General features: G+C 36.8%; 11 protein-coding genes and 1 pseudogene. 5 read left to right on the top strand and 7 right to left on the bottom strand.

What is annotated here, in order from left to right; genetic code table 11:
* Positions 1-45: 45 nt before the first annotated feature.
* A complete protein-coding gene (gene lysA, locus J3U00_RS11015; protein ID WP_065563732.1) occupies positions 46-1,443 on the bottom strand; it encodes a diaminopimelate decarboxylase in 1,398 nt (465 codons plus the stop codon).
* A 254-nt stretch (positions 1,444-1,697) separates the two neighbouring features.
* On the opposite strand from lysA, the gene J3U00_RS11010 reads away from it, so the two are divergent.
* Positions 1,698-3,122 carry a sigma-54 interaction domain-containing protein gene (locus tag J3U00_RS11010; RefSeq protein ID WP_416379919.1) on the top strand — a complete coding sequence of 475 codons (1,425 nt, stop codon included), beginning with the start codon at positions 1,698-1,700 and terminating at the stop codon, positions 3,120-3,122.
* On the opposite strand, the gene J3U00_RS11005 is transcribed toward J3U00_RS11010, so the two are convergent.
* Positions 3,119-4,300 carry an NAD(P)/FAD-dependent oxidoreductase gene (locus tag J3U00_RS11005; protein ID WP_267332415.1) on the bottom strand — a complete coding sequence of 394 codons (1,182 nt, stop codon included), beginning with the start codon at positions 4,298-4,300 and terminating at the stop codon, positions 3,119-3,121. The genes J3U00_RS11010 and J3U00_RS11005 overlap by 4 nt on opposite strands.
* Positions 4,301-4,690: 390 nt before the next feature.
* Here J3U00_RS11005 and gltB point away from each other — a divergent pair, with 390 nt between their 5' ends.
* On the top strand, positions 4,691-9,148 hold the full coding sequence (gene gltB / locus J3U00_RS11000) for a glutamate synthase large subunit (protein ID WP_267332414.1): 4,458 nt from the start codon (positions 4,691-4,693) through the stop codon (positions 9,146-9,148).
* Positions 9,149-9,162: 14 nt separating this feature from the next.
* Positions 9,163-10,575 (top strand): FAD-dependent oxidoreductase, encoded by a 1,413-nt coding sequence (locus tag J3U00_RS10995; RefSeq protein WP_267332413.1) that lies wholly within the window; start codon positions 9,163-9,165, stop codon positions 10,573-10,575.
* Positions 10,576-10,809: 234 nt separating this feature from the next.
* Here the strand turns inward: J3U00_RS10995 and J3U00_RS10990 are convergent, their stop codons facing one another.
* Entirely contained in the window at positions 10,810-11,250 is a 441-nt protein-coding gene (locus tag J3U00_RS10990; protein WP_065563737.1) for a hypothetical protein, read from the bottom strand.
* Positions 11,243-12,040, bottom strand: coding sequence for a nucleoside triphosphate pyrophosphohydrolase (gene mazG / locus J3U00_RS10985; protein WP_267332412.1), 798 nt, complete (start codon positions 12,038-12,040; stop codon positions 11,243-11,245). Before mazG ends, J3U00_RS10990 begins: the two co-directional genes overlap by 8 nt.
* A gap of 220 nt (positions 12,041-12,260) precedes the next feature.
* Between mazG and J3U00_RS10980 the strand changes: the two genes are divergently transcribed.
* Positions 12,261-14,264, top strand: a complete 2,004-nt coding sequence (locus J3U00_RS10980) for an OPT family oligopeptide transporter (RefSeq protein WP_267332411.1) — start codon at positions 12,261-12,263, stop codon at positions 14,262-14,264.
* A gap of 221 nt (positions 14,265-14,485) precedes the next feature.
* A complete protein-coding gene (locus tag J3U00_RS10975) occupies positions 14,486-16,405 on the top strand; it encodes an ABC transporter ATP-binding protein (protein WP_267332410.1) in 1,920 nt (639 codons plus the stop codon).
* 138 nt (positions 16,406-16,543) lie between these two features.
* Here the strand turns inward: J3U00_RS10975 and nusG are convergent, their stop codons facing one another.
* From nusG to J3U00_RS10960, 3 genes and pseudogenes are all read right to left on the bottom strand, one after another.
* A complete protein-coding gene (gene nusG, locus J3U00_RS10970; protein WP_065563741.1) occupies positions 16,544-17,089 on the bottom strand; it encodes a transcription termination/antitermination protein NusG in 546 nt (181 codons plus the stop codon).
* Position 17,090: 1 nt separating this feature from the next.
* A complete protein-coding gene (gene secE / locus J3U00_RS10965) occupies positions 17,091-17,492 on the bottom strand; it encodes a preprotein translocase subunit SecE (protein ID WP_065563742.1) in 402 nt (133 codons plus the stop codon).
* Positions 17,493-17,626: 134 nt separating this feature from the next.
* A pseudogene (locus J3U00_RS10960) lies at positions 17,627-17,784 on the bottom strand (elongation factor Tu); the annotation flags it as partial.

Here is a 17,784-nt window from a genome sequence, read left to right as displayed (position 1 = left end):
CACATAATAACAACTGGGGCAGTTATTGCCCCAGCCAGTTCATGATTAATACACGTCGTATCCAACCATATCCTCGTAAGTGTCTTCACGGCGAATCAATCGATCTTTGCCTTCTTTATCAATCATAACAACAGCAGTACGTGGGCGGTTGTTATAAACTGTTTGGCTTTCGATGGTATAAGCACCGGCATCAAGGAAAGCAATGATATCGCCAATTTGTGTGTCTTTAGGTAATAAGAATTCTTCACCTTTAACACCCACATGGAAATAGTCACCACCGTCACATAATGGACCCGCTAATTTAATGTACTCATCATGTTGCTCAGTGATTCTTGATGCATCATAAACATAGAAGAACCAATCAAAGTGTTGACTGTCAGATAATACGCTGTAACCCGCATCAACAAATTTCCATTCAACATGTTCTTCGATGTTACCGTCTAAATCGTAGTTAGTTTTACGTTTTTCACAAGCAACTTCAGTTAATAGTACACCAGCTGAACCGGTTACTTTACGACCTGGTTCGATACAAATTTCAACGTCAGTACGCCATTTATGTACTTCACTGATTACCGCATCGGCGAAATCTTGTGCAGTAATACCAGCATACATATTGTCTTCTAATGGATTACCATTTTCTTCGTCATATTTATATGGAACAGGAATACCACCACCAACGTTGATTAAATCAAATTTAATGCCAAGAACTTCTTCTAAACGGCGTGATTCATCAACTAATACTTTAGTCGCTTTTGCAAAAGGTTCTGCTTCTGGTACTTGATCCCCTACGTGCATATGTAAACCACGTAAATGAACATAAGGCATTTCAAGAATACGACGGCAAGTCTCTTCAGCTTGTTCTAAGTCGATACCAGATTTAGCGTGATAAGCGGTTACTAATTCTGCGTGAGTTGCTGACGGTACATTTGGTTCAACACGCACACAAACATTTGCAACTTTTTTCAAACGTCGTGAAATCTCATCAATAATATCAAGCTCATATAGGCTATCTACGTTGATGATGTAAAGATCGTTTTGGATAGCAAATTCTAAATCAACTGGTTTTTTAACCACACCGTTGAAAACAATTTGGCTACCAGGGAAACCGATTTCTAAACATTTACGAACTTCAAACATTGAGTTAGCTTCTGCATAGATACCCGCATCTTTAATCGCTTTAAGCACACCCATTACTGAACATGTTTTTGACGCATAGAAAATCTTAGTATTTGGATGAGCTTTAAACGAATCTTTGATCTCCTGAATATTACGGTCAATTTCTTTTTCAGAAAATACGTAAAAAGGTGTTGGATATTTCTTTGCTAATTCTTCCAAATTCACACCATCAAAACAAAGTTTACCGCCTTGAGCACTGAAACGACGATCTTTAGTTATAAGATCTGTGCGTATTTTGTTATAATTTGACATAATTGTGTCGGACATATGACCTCCAGTTAATTAGTACATAAAAAAGGTAAGTAAAAAGATTACTCACTTACAATGCAATCAACGTGCCAACTTAAAAAAACACAAACAATCAATTGTTTAACAGAATAATTACAAATTTAATATTAGTCATTTAGTAAAAAATATGTTTTTATGACAAAAATTTGTCACTTTTTTTAGTAATAATTGAAAGATATTTAAATTAACGCTCGCTATACTTAGTAAGAATCCAACTTTCAAAAGGTTTTAGTATCATGATAATTGATCCTGAATTATTACAAGCATTGGAAATATTTAAACATTTTTTTGATCTAATACATCAGCCTATGGCTATTATTGACAAAGAAGGTAAATATATTTACTACAATCAGGAAAGTGCAGAACTTGATGGCTACCCAATGGAACAAGCCATAGGTAAACCAATGCTTAAAGTTTACCCTAATTTGAAAAAAGAAGATAGTACTATGCTACAAGCTTTACAGGGTAAAGAATATCAAGATACCTATCAAACCTATTATAATCATGTGGGCAAATTAGTTGATTATCAACATACAACGGTTCCTCTTTATAATCACAAAAAAGAAATTATTGGCGCGGTTGAAATTGGTCGTAATTTATCTAATGTTAGACAACTGCAAGATCAGGTATTCAGTCTTAATAGAAAATTATATCAAAATAAAGAACAGCCATTACCAGAAATCGTTTTTGCTTCAAAAAAAATGCAGCAGGTGATCGACCAAACTAATATTTTAGGTAGTAATGATGTGCCAGTATTGATTGTTGGCGAAACCGGCACAGGGAAAGAGCTATTTGCTAGATTAATTCACCAAACTAGCCAACGCCGAGATAAAGCGTTTATTTCACTTAACTGTAGTGCTTTACCTACAACATTGATTGAAAGTACTTTATTCGGGACTGTCAAAGGAGCGTTTACTGGAGCTGAAAATCGCCAAGGTTATCTTGAACTTGCTAATGGTGGTACGTTATTTCTTGATGAACTTAACGCGATGCCACTTGAAATGCAAAGCAAACTGTTACGATTCTTACAAGAAAAAACCTATTGGCCACTAGGCGGGAATAAAGAGCAACATGCTGATGTTCGAATTGTTGCAGCTATGAATGAATCACCAGCCGATTTATTAAAAACCGGCAAAATGCGTAGTGATCTATTTTATCGATTAAATGTCGGATTAATTAAACTGCCAGCACTACGCGAAAGACAAGAAGATATTCCTGTATTGGCACGATACTTTATTGATAAACATAAAACTGATGTAAGTGTTGTGATTACTGGTATTAGTGAACATGCATTACAGCAACTTATGTCAGCGCCTTGGCCGGGTAATGTGAGAATGCTAGAAAACGCTATTGTCCGTAGTATGGTTTTACAAAATGAGCCAGGAGAATTGCAGCAGATTATTCTGGATGAAGAATTATTTGACCTTCATAGCCCTTATTCACAAGATGAAGCCAAGCTTGAAAAACCGACTACCAGCGAAATAACTGGTAATCTTACCGAACAAGTCGAAAATTATGAAAAGCAACTTATTATTGATGCATTAAATCAGGCCAATGGGAAAATTATTACAGCGGCAAAATTACTCGATGTTTCGCGAACCACCTTACAATATAAAGTTAAGAAATATGATATACATATGGGAGTAATTGATAATTAATCAAAGGTTTGCGCGCAAGCAAATGCACTGCTCCAAGCCCATTGGAAATTATAACCACCTAGCCAACCAGCTACATCAACAACTTCACCAATAAAATAGAGATTGAGGTGATTTTTCGCCTCCATCGTCTTTGACGATAAAGCATCACAGCTCACACCACCCAAAGTTACCTCAGCTGTACGATAGCCTTCCGTTCCATTCGGTGTAACCATCCACCTAGTTAATGTTTGGTAAAGCACTTGCTGCTGAGTCGGCGTTAACTGCTTAACGGTTAAATCGGCTATCAAATTTAATTGCATCAAAGCTTCAATTAACCGCTTCGGTAATATTTGCGCCAAACAATTTTTAATGCTTTGATTGCGATTATTTTCTAACAAGCGTTGAAAATCACCTTCAAAGCTTACGTCTGGCAACAAATTAATGGTAATGGCTTCACCTGCTTGCCAATAACTAGAGATTTGTAAAATCGCTGGTCCAGATAATCCTCGATGAGTAAACAGCAAATTCTCTTTAAAAGATATTCGTTCATTAGATACTTCAACCGGCACGGCAATGCCCGACAAAGTGGATAATACTTCTAGCAAAGGTTTATGTAAGGTAAATGGCACCAACCCTGCTTTTACGGGCACAACAGGAATCGAAAATTTTTCGGCAATTTTATATCCGATAGCGGTCATACCTAGTGCTGGCATAGATTGCCCACCAGTTGCTACAATTAATTTCTCAGTATGAACAAAACCTTGTGAAGTCGATAATTTAAATCCTTGCTGCTCAGCCTCAACATCTTCAAGCTGAGTGTTTAACATGAATTTAACTTGCCCCTTTTGGCACTCTTGGGCAAGCATATCAACAATATCTTGCGCTGAATTATCACAAAATAACTGACCATGATCTTTTTCATGATAGGCAATATTGTATTGATTAACCAGTTGAATAAAATCCCATTGAGTAAAGCGCTTTAATGCAGACTTACAAAAATGACGATTTTCTGAAATATAATGGGTTGATTCTACGTTAAGGTTGGTAAAATTACATTTACCACCACCAGACATTAAAATTTTGCGTCCTAATTTTTTACCATTATCAATAACAGTTACATCATAACCTTTTTGTCCTAATAATCCGGCACAAAAAAGCCCAGCAGCACCCGCACCAATAATTGTAATTTTATTTTGCATATAAGACCTATTACCCATAATAAAGATTATCTATTATATAAGAGTAGCGATTCTAACTCACTCATTCTTGAAAAAATGTGTAAAAATCGCCAATTTTGATGCTCAAAAACCCCGTTCCTCAACTTTTTTTTAATCAAATATTAATTATTATTATGAGAAAAAAACCAATTTCTGAAACTTTTGTCTCTATTAAATTTTAATTATAGTATAAACAAATAGTTAATATGAGATATTAGCTTCATTAATAAATATAGACTGAGTTATTAAAAGATTGACTTATAAGTAATATTTATTTGACCAAAAACCTATTTTTAATTACCTTCACACCTATTATGGGATTAATGCCTATATCTTCTCAAAAAATAATAACGATGAATTAGAGGCAATGATATGTTATATAACCAGCATCATGAGAAAGATAACTGCGGATTTGGTTTAATCGCTCATATAGAAGGGCAACCAAGTCACAAAGTGGTGCGTACTGCAATCCACGGACTTGCTCGAATGCAACACCGTGGTGCCATTTTATCCGATGGTAAAACGGGCGATGGCTGCGGGCTTTTAATGCAAAAACCAGATCGATTTTTTAGAGTTGTCGCAGAAGATGCCGGATGGCGTTTGGCAACAAACTATGCTGTAGGCATGCTATTTTTAAGCCAAGATGAAGCCGAAGCCCAAGCAAGCCGTGATATTGTAGAAGAAGAGCTAGCCGAAGAAACTCTATCTATTTTAGGTTGGCGTGAAGTACCAATTGATAAAAGCGTTCTGGGTGAAATTGCCCTGTCATCACTGCCAAGAATCGAACAAGTTTTTGTTAATGCCCCTGCTGGATGGACAAAAATTGATTTAGAGCGTCGTTTATATATGGTACGACGCCGCATAGAAAAACGTGTGCAAGATGATACGTTTTATGTATGTAGTTTTTCAAATCAGGTCAATATCTATAAAGGCTTATGTATGCCTAAAGATTTACCTAGATTCTATTTAGATTTGGCTGATATTCGTATGGAAACAGCAATTTGTTTATTCCATCAGCGTTTTTCAACCAATACCGTACCGCGTTGGCCACTTGCTCAACCATTTAGACATTTAGCCCACAATGGTGAAATTAATACTATCGAGGGTAATCGGCAATGGGCTAAAGCGCGATCTTACAAATTCAAAACGCCACTTATACCCGATTTACAAGATGCCGCGCCGTTTGTTAATGTTACAGGCTCGGATTCAAGCTCGCTAGATAATATGCTTGAATTATTCTTAGTAGGCGGTATGGATATTGTTCGTGCTATGCGTTTACTTGTGCCTCCTGCATGGCAAAACAATCCGGATATGAATGAAGATCTCCGTGCTTTTTTTGATTTCAACTCTATGCATATGGAACCGTGGGACGGCCCAGCAGGTATCGTTATGTCCGATGGACGTTATGCCGCTTGTAACTTAGATCGTAATGGCCTTCGCCCTGCACGTTATGTGATTACCACTGACAAACTAATTACTTGTGCATCCGAAATTGGTATTTGGGATTATCAACCAGATGAAGTAGTGACCAAAGGACGTGTTGGCCCCGGTGAATTACTAGTGATTGATACTGAAGAAGGTCGCATTTTACAATCGTCAGAAACGGATAACGATTTACAAAAACGTCATCCGTACAAAGAATGGATGGCTAAGAATGTAAAACGGCTGATTCCATTTGAAGATCTTCCTGATGATGATATCGGCTCTCGTGATTATGACGATACTTTACTAGCTACTTACCAAAAACAATTTGGTTATAGCAGTGAAGAACTTGACCAGTGTATTCGAGTCTTAGGTGAAAATGGTCAAGAAGCAACAGGCTCTATGGGCGATGATACGCCATTTGCGGTATTATCAAGTCGTCCTCGCTTAATTTATGATTACTTCCGACAAAAATTTGCTCAGGTAACTAACCCACCTATCGACCCATTGCGTGAAGCACACGTGATGTCACTATCAACGAGCATTGGTCGTGAAATGAATGTGTTTGCTGAAGCTGAAGGTCAAGCTCATCGAGTTGCTTTTAAATACCCGGTATTAGTTCATTCGGATTTTAAACAATTAACGACCTTAGAATCACGCTACTACAAATCTGAAACGCTTGACATCACTTATGAAATTGATGGTAGCTTACGTGATGCAATTGAACAATTATGTGGTGATGCCGAAGCAAAAGTACGTGAAGGAACTGTACTACTAATCCTATCTGATAAAAATATAGCGCCAGATCGCTTACCTATTCCAGCCCCAATGGCTGTTGGCGCAGTGCAACAACGTCTAGTTGAAAAAAATCTACGCTGTGATGCCAATATCATTGTTGAAACCGCAAGCTGCCGAGATCCGCATCAGTTTGCAGTCTTGCTAGGGTTTGGCGCAACTGCAATCTATCCATACTTAGCTTATGAAACTTTAGCGCAAATGGTCGATAATGGTACGATGAATAAATCTTACCGTGAAGCGATTATTAATTACCGTAATGGTATTAATAAAGGCTTATATAAGATTATGTCAAAAATGGGGATTTCAACAGTCGCCTCTTACCGTTGCTCTAAACTATTTGAAGCAGTTGGTCTCCATGAAGAAGTCGTTGAGCTATGCTTCCAAGGTGTAACTAGCCGTATCAGTGGTGCCAATTTTGAGGACTTTGCTCAAGATCAGTTTAATTTATCTAAAAAAGCATGGTTACGACGTAAACCATTAGAACAAGGTGGATTACTCAAATTTGTTTATGGTGGTGAATACCACGCTTATAATCCAGATGTGGTGCAATCACTACAAAAAGCAGTTAATGAAGGTAATTATGAAGATTATCAACGTTATGCGGATATTGTAAATAATCGACCACCAGCAACTCTACGAGATTTATTAAAACTAAATCCTCCTGAAAACGCGGCTATTTCGCTTGATGAAGTTGAACCAGAATCATCATTGTTTAAACGCTTTGACTCCGCTGCCATGTCAATCGGTGCCTTAAGCCCAGAGGCGCATGAATCATTAGCTGAAGCAATGAATACATTAGGTGGTTTTTCTAATTCTGGTGAGGGTGGAGAAGATCCCGCTCGTTACAACACGATAAAAGTATCACGTATCAAACAAGTGGCTTCTGGTCGATTTGGTGTTACACCAGGCTACTTAATGAGTGCCGATGTTATTCAAATCAAAGTAGCCCAAGGCGCAAAACCAGGTGAGGGAGGACAATTACCTGGTGATAAAGTCACCCCTTATATTGCAAAATTACGTTTTTCTGTGCCGGGGGTAACATTAATTTCACCTCCTCCACACCACGATATTTATTCAATTGAAGATTTAGCTCAATTGATTTTTGACTTGAAACAGATTAATCCAACTGCAATGATTTCGGTTAAATTAGTCTCTGAACCGGGAGTAGGCACTATCGCAACAGGGGTTGCTAAAGCATATGCAGATTTAATCACCATTTCAGGTTATGACGGTGGTACTGGTGCCAGCCCATTAACATCAGTTAAATATGCGGGTTCCCCTTGGGAGCTTGGCTTGGTTGAAACCCAGCAATCATTAGTTGCTAACGGATTACGTCATAAAATACGTTTGCAAATTGATGGTGGGTTAAAAACCGGGGCAGATATTGTAAAAGCTGCAATTTTAGGCGCTGAAAGTTTTGGTTTTGGTACTGGGCCAATGGTTGCATTGGGTTGTAAATACCTCCGTATTTGTCACCTAAATAACTGTGCAACCGGCGTAGCCACTCAAGACGAAAAATTACGTAGCGAACATTATCATGGATTGCCAGAAAAAGCGATGAACTACTTCCGTTTTCTTGCGCGTAATACTCGAGAAGTTATGGCTGAACTTGGTGTTAGACAAATTGTTGATTTAATCGGTCGTACTGATCTACTTATTGAACTAGATGGTATTACTGCAAAACAGCAAAAACTGGATTTATCAAGTTTACTTAAAACAGCATCACCTATTGAAGGCAAACCAGTTCATTGTATTGAAGATAACAAACCATTTGATAAAGGTGTGCTTAATAAAGAGATCATAACTCAAGCACAAGATGCGGTTGATAATCGTCAAACTAAAAGTTTCTACTTTGACATTCAAAATACAGATCGCTCTGTTGGTACCACTTTATCCGGTTATATTGCTAAAAAATATGGCGATCAAGGCTTGGTTACCTCCCCTATTTCGTTGAACTTCAATGGTACTGCTGGCCAAAGTTTTGGCGTTTGGAATGCTGGTGGTGTGGATTTAACCCTTACAGGGGATGCTAATGACTATGTTGGTAAAGGCATGGCTGGTGGTCGCATTGTCATTCGTCCACCACAAGGCTCTGCATTTTTGAGCCATGAAGCAACCATTGCTGGTAATACCTGTTTATATGGCGCAACTGGCGGTAAATTATTTGCTGCTGGTCGAGCGGGTGAGCGTTTTGCTGTGCGTAACTCTGGAGCCATAAGTGTGGTTGAAGGCATTGGTGATAATGGCTGTGAATATATGACGGGCGGAATTGTCTGTGTTTTAGGAAAAACTGGCGTAAACTTCGGTGCTGGTATGACTGGTGGTTTTGCTTATATTTTAGATACCGATGGTGATTTGCATAAGCGTATAAATAAAGAGTTGGTGGAAATGTTAAATGTGGCTGACTACTCGATTCATGAAGAACATTTACGTGGTTTAATCATGGAACACGCACAGCTTACTCACTCATCTTGGGCAGAAGAGATATTAGCTAATTGGGAAGATTTTGCGAAACAATTTGTTTTAGTTAAACCAAAATCTAGTGATGTTAAAGCGTTATTAGGTCACCGTAGTCGCTCTTCAGCAGAGCTACGTGTGCAAGCACAGTAAGGAGAAAACACGATATGAGTCAAAATGTTTATCAGTTTATCGATTTACAACGTGTTGATCCGCCTAAAAAATCGCTAAACGTCCGTAAAATTGAGTTTGTTGAAATTTATGAAGGCTTTTCAGCCTCGCAATCTCAAGCACAAGCAGATCGTTGTCTGGCTTGTGGTAATCCTTATTGTGAATGGCGCTGTCCAGTACATAACTATATTCCTAATTGGTTAAAATTAATTAATGAAGGAAAGATTTTAGAGGCGGTTGAGCTATCTCACCAAACCAATAGCCTACCAGAGGTGTGCGGTCGAGTTTGTCCGCAAGATCGTCTTTGTGAAGGTTCCTGTACTTTAAATGCTGAATTTGGAGCCGTAACTATTGGCAGTATTGAACGTTATATTACTGATGAAGCCTTTAAAATGGGATGGAAACCAAATCTATCTAACGTTGAAAAAACTGGACTAAGAGTCGCAATTATTGGTGCAGGCCCTGCTGGATTAGCTTGCGCTGATGTCTTAGTACGTAATGGTGTTACACCAGTTGTTTTTGATCGTCATCCGGAAATTGGGGGTCTATTAGCTTTTGGTATTCCTGCTTTCAAATTAGATAAAGAAGTCTTAATTCACCGCAGACATGTCTTTACCGAAATGGGAATTGAGTTTCGCCTTAATACTGAAGTAGGTAAAACTGTACAATTAGCCGATCTCATCAATGAATTTGATGCAGTTTTTGTTGGTACTGGTACTTATCAATCAATGCGTGCAGGGCTAGAAAATGAAGATGCCGATGGTGTTTATGATGCCCTACCATTTTTAATTGCTAATACCAAACATATTATGCAACACCAACAAACTGATGATGCGCCTTATGTCGATATGAAAAATAAACGCGTCGTGGTATTAGGTGGTGGTGATACAGCAATGGATTGCGTTCGAACGTCTATACGTCAAGGTGCAACTGAAGTGACTTGCGCCTATCGCCGTGATGAAGCTAATATGCCGGGTTCTAAACGCGAGGTTAAAAATGCTAAAGAAGAAGGCGCACAATTTCAATTCAATGTACAACCTCTGAGCATCGAAATCAATGATACCGGTCATGTTACTGGTGTAAAAATGGTAAGAACGGAGCTTGGCGAACCTGATGCGAAAGGTCGTCGTTCTCCGGTGATAATTCAAGGATCGGAATTTGTACTTCCGGCAGATGCAGTTGTAATGGCATTTGGCTTTAAACCTCATTCTATGCCGTGGTTAGCCGAACATGGTGTTGATTTTGATGATAGAGGGCGCATAATCGCACCACAAAGCAAAGGTTACCAAACCAGCCACCCAAAAATCTTTGCTGGTGGTGATGCGGTAAGAGGATCGGATTTAGTGGTGACTGCCATTAGCGAAGGTCGCAAAGGGGCAGAAGGGATTTTAGATTACTTAGAAGTATAAAGTGATTAACTAAGTAAACCTTATTTCCATTCCCTACTGAGTGGAAGTAAGGCTTATTACTTAATATTTATTGATCTGCCTAAACCATAACGTTTATTGATTACAACCTAAATATCGTCATTTATCGGGTTGAAATGGCCAATGCATATTCACTTTGATAATTGGCATTAATGACTATTAGCTGATACCATGAAATTGTATCAGCTAATAACCTTTAATTATTGTATTATTTGGTTATAAATAGACAATCTGAGAACCATTTTCAGGATTTTTAGTCGCCTCAGCAAACCCTTCTAAGAAAAAGGCTAGATGATCAGCTTCATCCCCTAAAAGGCGCCCTTTGACTTTATTCCAAGTTAATAACACGATAGCTGCTTGTGGTTCACAACAAATTAACATCGGTTGTTCAAGTTCTTCATTCCAATAAAACTCACCGCCGTATAATTTTTGGGCTGTCAGTAATAAGTAACAACCATACTCTTGAGCAATCATATTAAGCTGTTCTTCAGGGATACTAAAATTTTTCTCAGCTAATTCACCAATAATAATTTCAACAACAGAAATACTTTTTTCGGAATAATCGAGCTGGTTAATACTCCACGTTGGGCTATGTAAAATGGCATTTTGTGCCCATGCTTGGATTTCTTGATATAATTCATTTTTTTGTTCAGTCATTTTGATTTACTTCGCTAGATAATTGTTCAGATTGTTTGACAATTTGCCATGCATCTTCCATTTCTTCAAGGGTTGCATCAATTAAATTGTGATTTTTTTGTTTAAGTAATAATTCTACCTGCTTAAAACGCCTTATAAACTTGTTATTGGCATTTTGTAAACATAACTCAGATTTAACTTTTAAATGTCTGGCTAAGTTAACGGTGGCAAAAAATAAGTCGCCAAGCTCTTCTTCAATTTTGGATTGATCTTGTGCGGTTTTATTCAATTCCTCTTCCACTTCGCTAAGCTCTTCTTTAACTTTATCAATAACAGGTTTTAACTCTACCCAATCAAATCCAACTGATGCACAGCGTTTTTGTATTTTTTCAGCTTTCATTAATGCTGGAATGGCGGTGGGAATATCATCTAATAGTGAATATTGTGCTCGTTTATCACGTTCTTGTTGCTTAAGTTGTTCCCAATTTGGCTTAACAGTAGTATTATTTGAAAAGACATGGGGATGACGACTAATCAGCTTATCAGCAACAGAGAGGCAGATATCATCAAAATTAAATAAACCTTGTTCATTTGCTAAGTCAGCATAAAAAACAATCTGAAACAGCAGATCACCCAGTTCATTTTTAAGTTCAGCCATATCTTTTTTTTCTATGGCATCTAAGACTTCATAAGTTTCTTCTAGAGTATATGATTTTAATGATTCAAAAGTTTGCTTACTGTCCCATTCGCAACCTTTAATTGGATTACGTAATTGTTTAGTAATAGCTTGTAAACGTTCTAATTGGTTCACGATATTTCTCACAAAGTAGTAATTGTTAAATAACATTGTATCAAAACAAAATATTAATGTTTTAATAACTAAATAGTAAGCATCCAAAATTTAATAAAAATATTCCCATTTAAAAACAATGGATAAAAATTTAAAAACAATAAAATCACACAGATTTACACTCAAAACACACAATTAAGTATATAATACATTTAATTTAAACTTAAAAAACACTAAAAATATGAATAAACTACGAGAACTTACATTTAGAGGTATTATTCTTGGTGCACTGATAACAATGATTTTTACTGCATCAAATGTTTATCTGGGCTTAAAGGTCGGTTTAACTTTTTCATCTGCAATTCCTGCAGCTGTAATTTCTATGGCGATTTTGCGGTTTTTCCCTAATTCAACCATTTTAGAAAATAATATGGTTCAAACGCAAGCTTCTGCTGCAGGGACATTATCTTCAATCATTTTTGTTATTCCGGGCTTATTAATGATGGGATACTGGCATGATTTCCCATTTTGGTTAACCTTTGCTGTATGTTTGGCTGGTGGTATGTTAGGTGTGTTATTTTCTATACCGCTTCGACATGTCATGGTAGTAAAAAGCGATTTACCTTACCCTGAGGGTGTTGCTGCTGCCGAAATATTAAAGGCTGGGTCAAAGGCAGAAGGAAATGACGCTAATGGTGGATTAAAAGATATTTTATTCGGTGGAGTAATTGCTTCTTTAGTCAGTTTATTTACTAATGGATTTAAACTGCTATCTGGAAATACAGCTTATTGGTTCACAGCAGGCAAAGCAATATTTCAAATACCCTTAGGGTTTTCTTTAGCATTATTAAGTGCAGGCTATCTAATTGGTATTATTTCAGGTATTGCAATACTACTTGGGACTATTATTGCTTGGGTATTTGGCATACCGATTTTAACAGCTATCAACGGTTATGATTCAAGTTTACCTTTATCTCAAGTTGCCATGCAAATTTGGGACAACGATATCCGTTTTATTGGTGCAGGAACGATTGCTATTTCAGCTGTTTGGACTTTGCTTTCTTTAATAAAACCAGTTATTGAAGGAGTGAAAATTTCTTTTAAAACCCTACGTTCAGATGTGTCAATAAAAGACACAACAGAACGCGATCTATCCCCTAAATGGATTTTTTCTATTATGGGGATGATGTTAGTCATTTTAGTCGTGACTTTTTATTCATTTATAGCTGATAGTGGCTTATCTACAGGCATAGCTTGGTCATTAGTTGCATGTGCGGTATTGTTTTCTTTTATTATGGGTTTTTTAGTTGCTGCAGCTTGTGGATATATGGCTGGTTTAGTCGGATCATCAGCAAGTCCTATGTCTGGTATTGCAATAGTTGCAGTTATTGCTGTTTCACTTATTTTATTAGGACTAGGTGAAATTAATGGCATGTTATCAACGATTGAAGGATCGAATTTTGCAACAGCATTAGCATTATTTACGACAAGTACTGTTTTAGCAATAGCATGTATATCAAATGATAATTTGCAAGATTTAAAAACAGGCTATCTAGTCAATGCAACACCATGGAAGCAACAAGTTGCTTTATTAATTGGTTGCTTTGTGGGTGCTTTAGTTATAGCTCCTATTCTAGAAACCTTATATCACGCTTACGGATTTACAGGTGCGGTTCCTCGCAGTGATATGGATATTTCTCAAGTTTTAGCTGCTCCTCAAGCATCTTTAATGACAACTATTGCACAAGGTATTTTTTCGCATAAACTTGATTGGACAATGATTTTTATTGGCCTAGTATTAGGGGGAATAATTATCATCACTGATTTAATTTTTGCTAAAAATAACTCAAAATTTAGATTACCAGCTCTTGCTGTCGGATTAGGCATTTATTTACCACCAAGTGTCACTACACCGATTTTTGTTGGCACATTACTATCTTGGATTATAAAACGTTATACTTATGCTAACGCAAAGAAAAATAATGTTGATCCAGAAATACAATTTAAAAAAGTGGATAGCAAAGCAGCATTAATTGCATCTGGCTTAATAGTTGGTGAAAGTTTAATTGGCGTTATATTAGCGGTAGTAATTGTGATAAGTATTACTAATGGAGGAAGTGATGCCCCATTGGCAATATTTAAAAGCTTAGGTGATTTACCACAATACCTAGGATTATTGGTATTTATCCTTATCTGTTGGCTTTTTATTCGCAGAGCTTTGTCGGCAATAAAAAGTAAAATTTAAGTGATATTAATATTTAGGCAATTATTACATTAATTATTAAATATGATTTTTATTCAACATATTAATAAATAATCTTATTTTATCATTTTCCGCATTGTTTACCGTATCAATCATAAATATTCGATTCAAATGCAATGCGGATAAATCACCGGTAAAACGTATTGCATAAAGTTCTTTTTTTGTTAGCATAGCTTTTTTTTAGAGTAATAGATGGCAATATTATGATTGTTTTTGATTCTATCCAAATTCGTCGTGGTGTTAATCTGCTTTTAGATAACGCTTCAGCAACAATTAATCCTAAACAAAAAGTTGGATTAGTAGGTAAAAATGGTTGTGGTAAATCCACCCTTTTTTCATTAATTAAAGGCGAAATTCACTCTGATGCTGGAAGTGTATCAATACCTACACAATGGCAGCTTGCTTGGGTTAATCAAGAAACACCTGCTTTAGATGTTCCAGCTATTGAATACGCTATTGATGGGGATCGAGAATATCGCCAATTAGAACAAAAACTAACGATTGCTAATCAAGAAAATAATGGTGAGCAAATTGCGATTATTCACGAACAACTCGATACCATTGATGCTTGGACAATACGGGCAAGAGCCGCAACACTATTACATGGTTTAGGATTTTCTAACGAACAACTCAATTTACCGGTTAAATCCTACTCGGGCGGTTGGCGGATGAGACTAAATTTGGCGCAAGCGTTAATGTGCCGTTCTGATTTACTGCTGCTTGACGAACCAACTAACCACCTTGACTTAGATGCAGTGATTTGGCTTGAAAAATGGTTGAGTAATTATCAGGGAACGCTTATTTTAATCTCTCATGACCGAGACTTTTTAGATCCACTTGTTAATAAAATTATTCATATTGAACAAAAAAGTTTATTTGAATATACCGGAAACTATTCTTCATTCGAAAACCAACGTATAACTAAATTGGCACAACAACAATCATTATACGAAAGTCAGCAACAAAAAGTCGCCCATCTGCAAAGCTATATTGATCGCTTTAGAGCAAAAGCAACCAAAGCAAAACAGGCTCAAAGCCGAATTAAAATGTTAGAAAAAATGGAGCTTATTGCACCGGCACATGTGGATAATCCTTTCCATTTCAATTTTAAACCTTCTGAATTTTTACCAAGTCCATTATTGATGATGGATAAAGTGGTTGCTGGTTATGGAGATAAAATCGTCCTTGAAAAAATTAAATTAAATCTTGTTCCCGGTTCGAGAATTGGTTTATTAGGACGGAACGGAGCTGGTAAATCGACTTTAATTAAATTATTAGCGGGAGAATTACAACCTAAAGAAGGTCATATTAATTTAGCCAAAGGTGTTCAATTAGGCTATTTCGCTCAGCATCAGTTAGAGTATTTGCGTGGTGAAGAATCCTCACTTTGGCATTTAACCAAGCTTTCTGATCCTAAAATAACAGAACAAGAATTGCGTAATTACTTAGGTGGTTTTGATTTTCATGGCGATAAAGTCAATGAACCTGTAAAAACATTTTCAGGTGGTGAAAAAGCTCGATTAGTTTTAGCATTAATTGTTTGGCAAAAGCCAAACCTACTGTTACTTGATGAGCCAACTAACCATTTAGATTTAGATATGCGCCAAGCATTAACTGAAGCGCTTATTGATTTCGAAGGCGCGTTAGTTGTTGTATCGCATGATCGCCACTTACTACGCTCAACAACTGATGAGTTTTATTTAGTTCACGATCACAAAGTTGAACCATTTAATGGTGATCTCGATGATTATCAAAAATGGCTTGCCGACGAGCAGAAAGCGGAAAATCAGCCACCACAACAAGATGATAGTCATAATGACAATAGCAAAAATCTTTCTGCACAAGACCGTAAAGAACAAAAACGCAAAGAGGCCGATCGGCGAGCACAAATGCAACCGCTGAAAAAACAGTTACAAAAAGAGGAACAGACCCTCGAACAGTTAAGTAAGCAATTAAAATTGATTGAAGAGCAATTAGCCGATTCATCTATTTATGAAGCAGATAAAAAAAGTGAGTTAACACAATTATTGTTACAACAAAGCCAGTTAAAAGGTAAGCAAGAAGAGTCAGAATTGGCATGGTTGGATTTACAACAACAACTTGAAGAGTTTGAATCAGCATAAAAGGATTGGTAAGAATTGAAAAATACCATGGAGTATAAGTCAATTCAGATATCGCCTTATTAATACTGTTCTACATTAATAAGGCAAAAAAAATCACAGAATTTATTCTGTGATTTTTTATATGGGTATTTTGAGATATTAGCTTTTTTCGACTTGGCTAAAATCAAGTTCAACCGGTGTTGAACGACCAAAAATGGATACCGATACTTTTAGGCGACTTTTTTCATAATCAACTTCTTCAACTACACCATTAAAGTCTGCAAACGGTCCTTCATTAACTCTAACAAGTTCACCTGGTTCAAATAGGGTTTTAGGACGTGGTTTATCACCAACTTGTTGTAAACGATTCATGATAGCGTCAACTTCACGCTGGCTGATTGGTGCTGGTCGATCTGATGTTCCACCGATGAATCCTAAAGTTCTTGGAACACTTTTAACTAGATGCCAAGTCGCATCGTTCATCATCATTTCAACTAAAACATAACCTGGGAAAAATTTACGTTCACTTTTACGGCGTTGACCGCTTTTCATTTCGACAACTTCTTCGGTTGGTACTAAAACTTCACCAAAAGAATCTTCCATATTATGTAATTTAATATATTCACGTAATGATTGTGCAACACGTGCTTCATAGCCAGAATAAGCTTGGATCACATACCAGCGTTTTTGTTGTGTTTCACTCATATTAACGCCCTATTAATGTTAAATAAAAGATGACTGAACGGAACAAAGAATCCATACCCCAAAGAGCTGTACCAACAATAATTGTAATAACAGCTATTAATAAAGTTGTTTGTACTGTTTCTTTACGAGTTGGCCATACAACTTTTCTTAACTCTTTTCGTGATTCTTGCAGAAATGTTATAAATGATTTTCCTTTATTGGTTGTAAATGCAATAAATAAGGTTAAAAGCGAAATGACAACAACCGCAATGATTCGAACAACTGTATTTGGTTGATATATATCATTAGGCGCAGAGAAATAAGAATTTCCCCAAACAATTAACGCAATTAATACTAGAACCAAAACCCATTTAAACTTGTCTAGAACTGTGCTTGTATCTTGACTCTCGTTACTTACTAGCATATAGAACCTATAATTATGTTATTTATAATATTATCCATTTTCCAAAATGCTCTTTTTAATAAAAACATTTTGCTAAACAGACTAGATAAGAAAGGGCATCAAACGACACCCTTTCTAAATAGTGCTTGCTTTAATTATTTAATAACCTTAGCAACAACACCAGCACCAACAGTACGACCACCTTCACGGATAGCGAAACGTAAGCCATCTGCCATTGCGATTGGGTGAATTAATGATACTGTCATTTTGATGTTATCACCTGGCATTACCATTTCTACGCCTTCTGGTAATT

This window comes from Gilliamella sp. B3127 (genome assembly GCF_026536935.1).
Classification (GTDB): Bacteria; Pseudomonadota; Gammaproteobacteria; order Enterobacterales; family Orbaceae; genus Gilliamella; species Gilliamella apicola_E.
This window is presented reverse-complemented; position numbering and strand designations above follow the sequence as displayed.

What these genes read in the sequence shown, in the direction of transcription:
- secE (WP_065563742.1), bottom strand. Translation starts at nt 17,492, where the DNA reads ATGCTAGTAAGTAACGAGAGTCAAGATACAAGCACAGTTCTAGACAAG.
- J3U00_RS11005 (WP_267332415.1), bottom strand. Translation starts at nt 4,300, where the DNA reads ATGCAAAATAAAATTACAATTATTGGTGCGGGTGCTGCTGGGCTTTTT.
- J3U00_RS10995 (WP_267332413.1), top strand. Translation starts at nt 9,163, where the DNA reads ATGAGTCAAAATGTTTATCAGTTTATCGATTTACAACGTGTTGATCCG.
- lysA (WP_065563732.1), bottom strand. Translation starts at nt 1,443, where the DNA reads ATGTCCGACACAATTATGTCAAATTATAACAAAATACGCACAGATCTT.
- nusG (WP_065563741.1), bottom strand. Translation starts at nt 17,089, where the DNA reads ATGAGTGAAACACAACAAAAACGCTGGTATGTGATCCAAGCTTATTCT.
- gltB (WP_267332414.1), top strand. Translation starts at nt 4,691, where the DNA reads ATGTTATATAACCAGCATCATGAGAAAGATAACTGCGGATTTGGTTTA.
- J3U00_RS10980 (WP_267332411.1), top strand. Translation starts at nt 12,261, where the DNA reads ATGAATAAACTACGAGAACTTACATTTAGAGGTATTATTCTTGGTGCA.
- J3U00_RS10975 (WP_267332410.1), top strand. Translation starts at nt 14,486, where the DNA reads ATGATTGTTTTTGATTCTATCCAAATTCGTCGTGGTGTTAATCTGCTT.
- J3U00_RS10990 (WP_065563737.1), bottom strand. Translation starts at nt 11,250, where the DNA reads ATGACTGAACAAAAAAATGAATTATATCAAGAAATCCAAGCATGGGCA.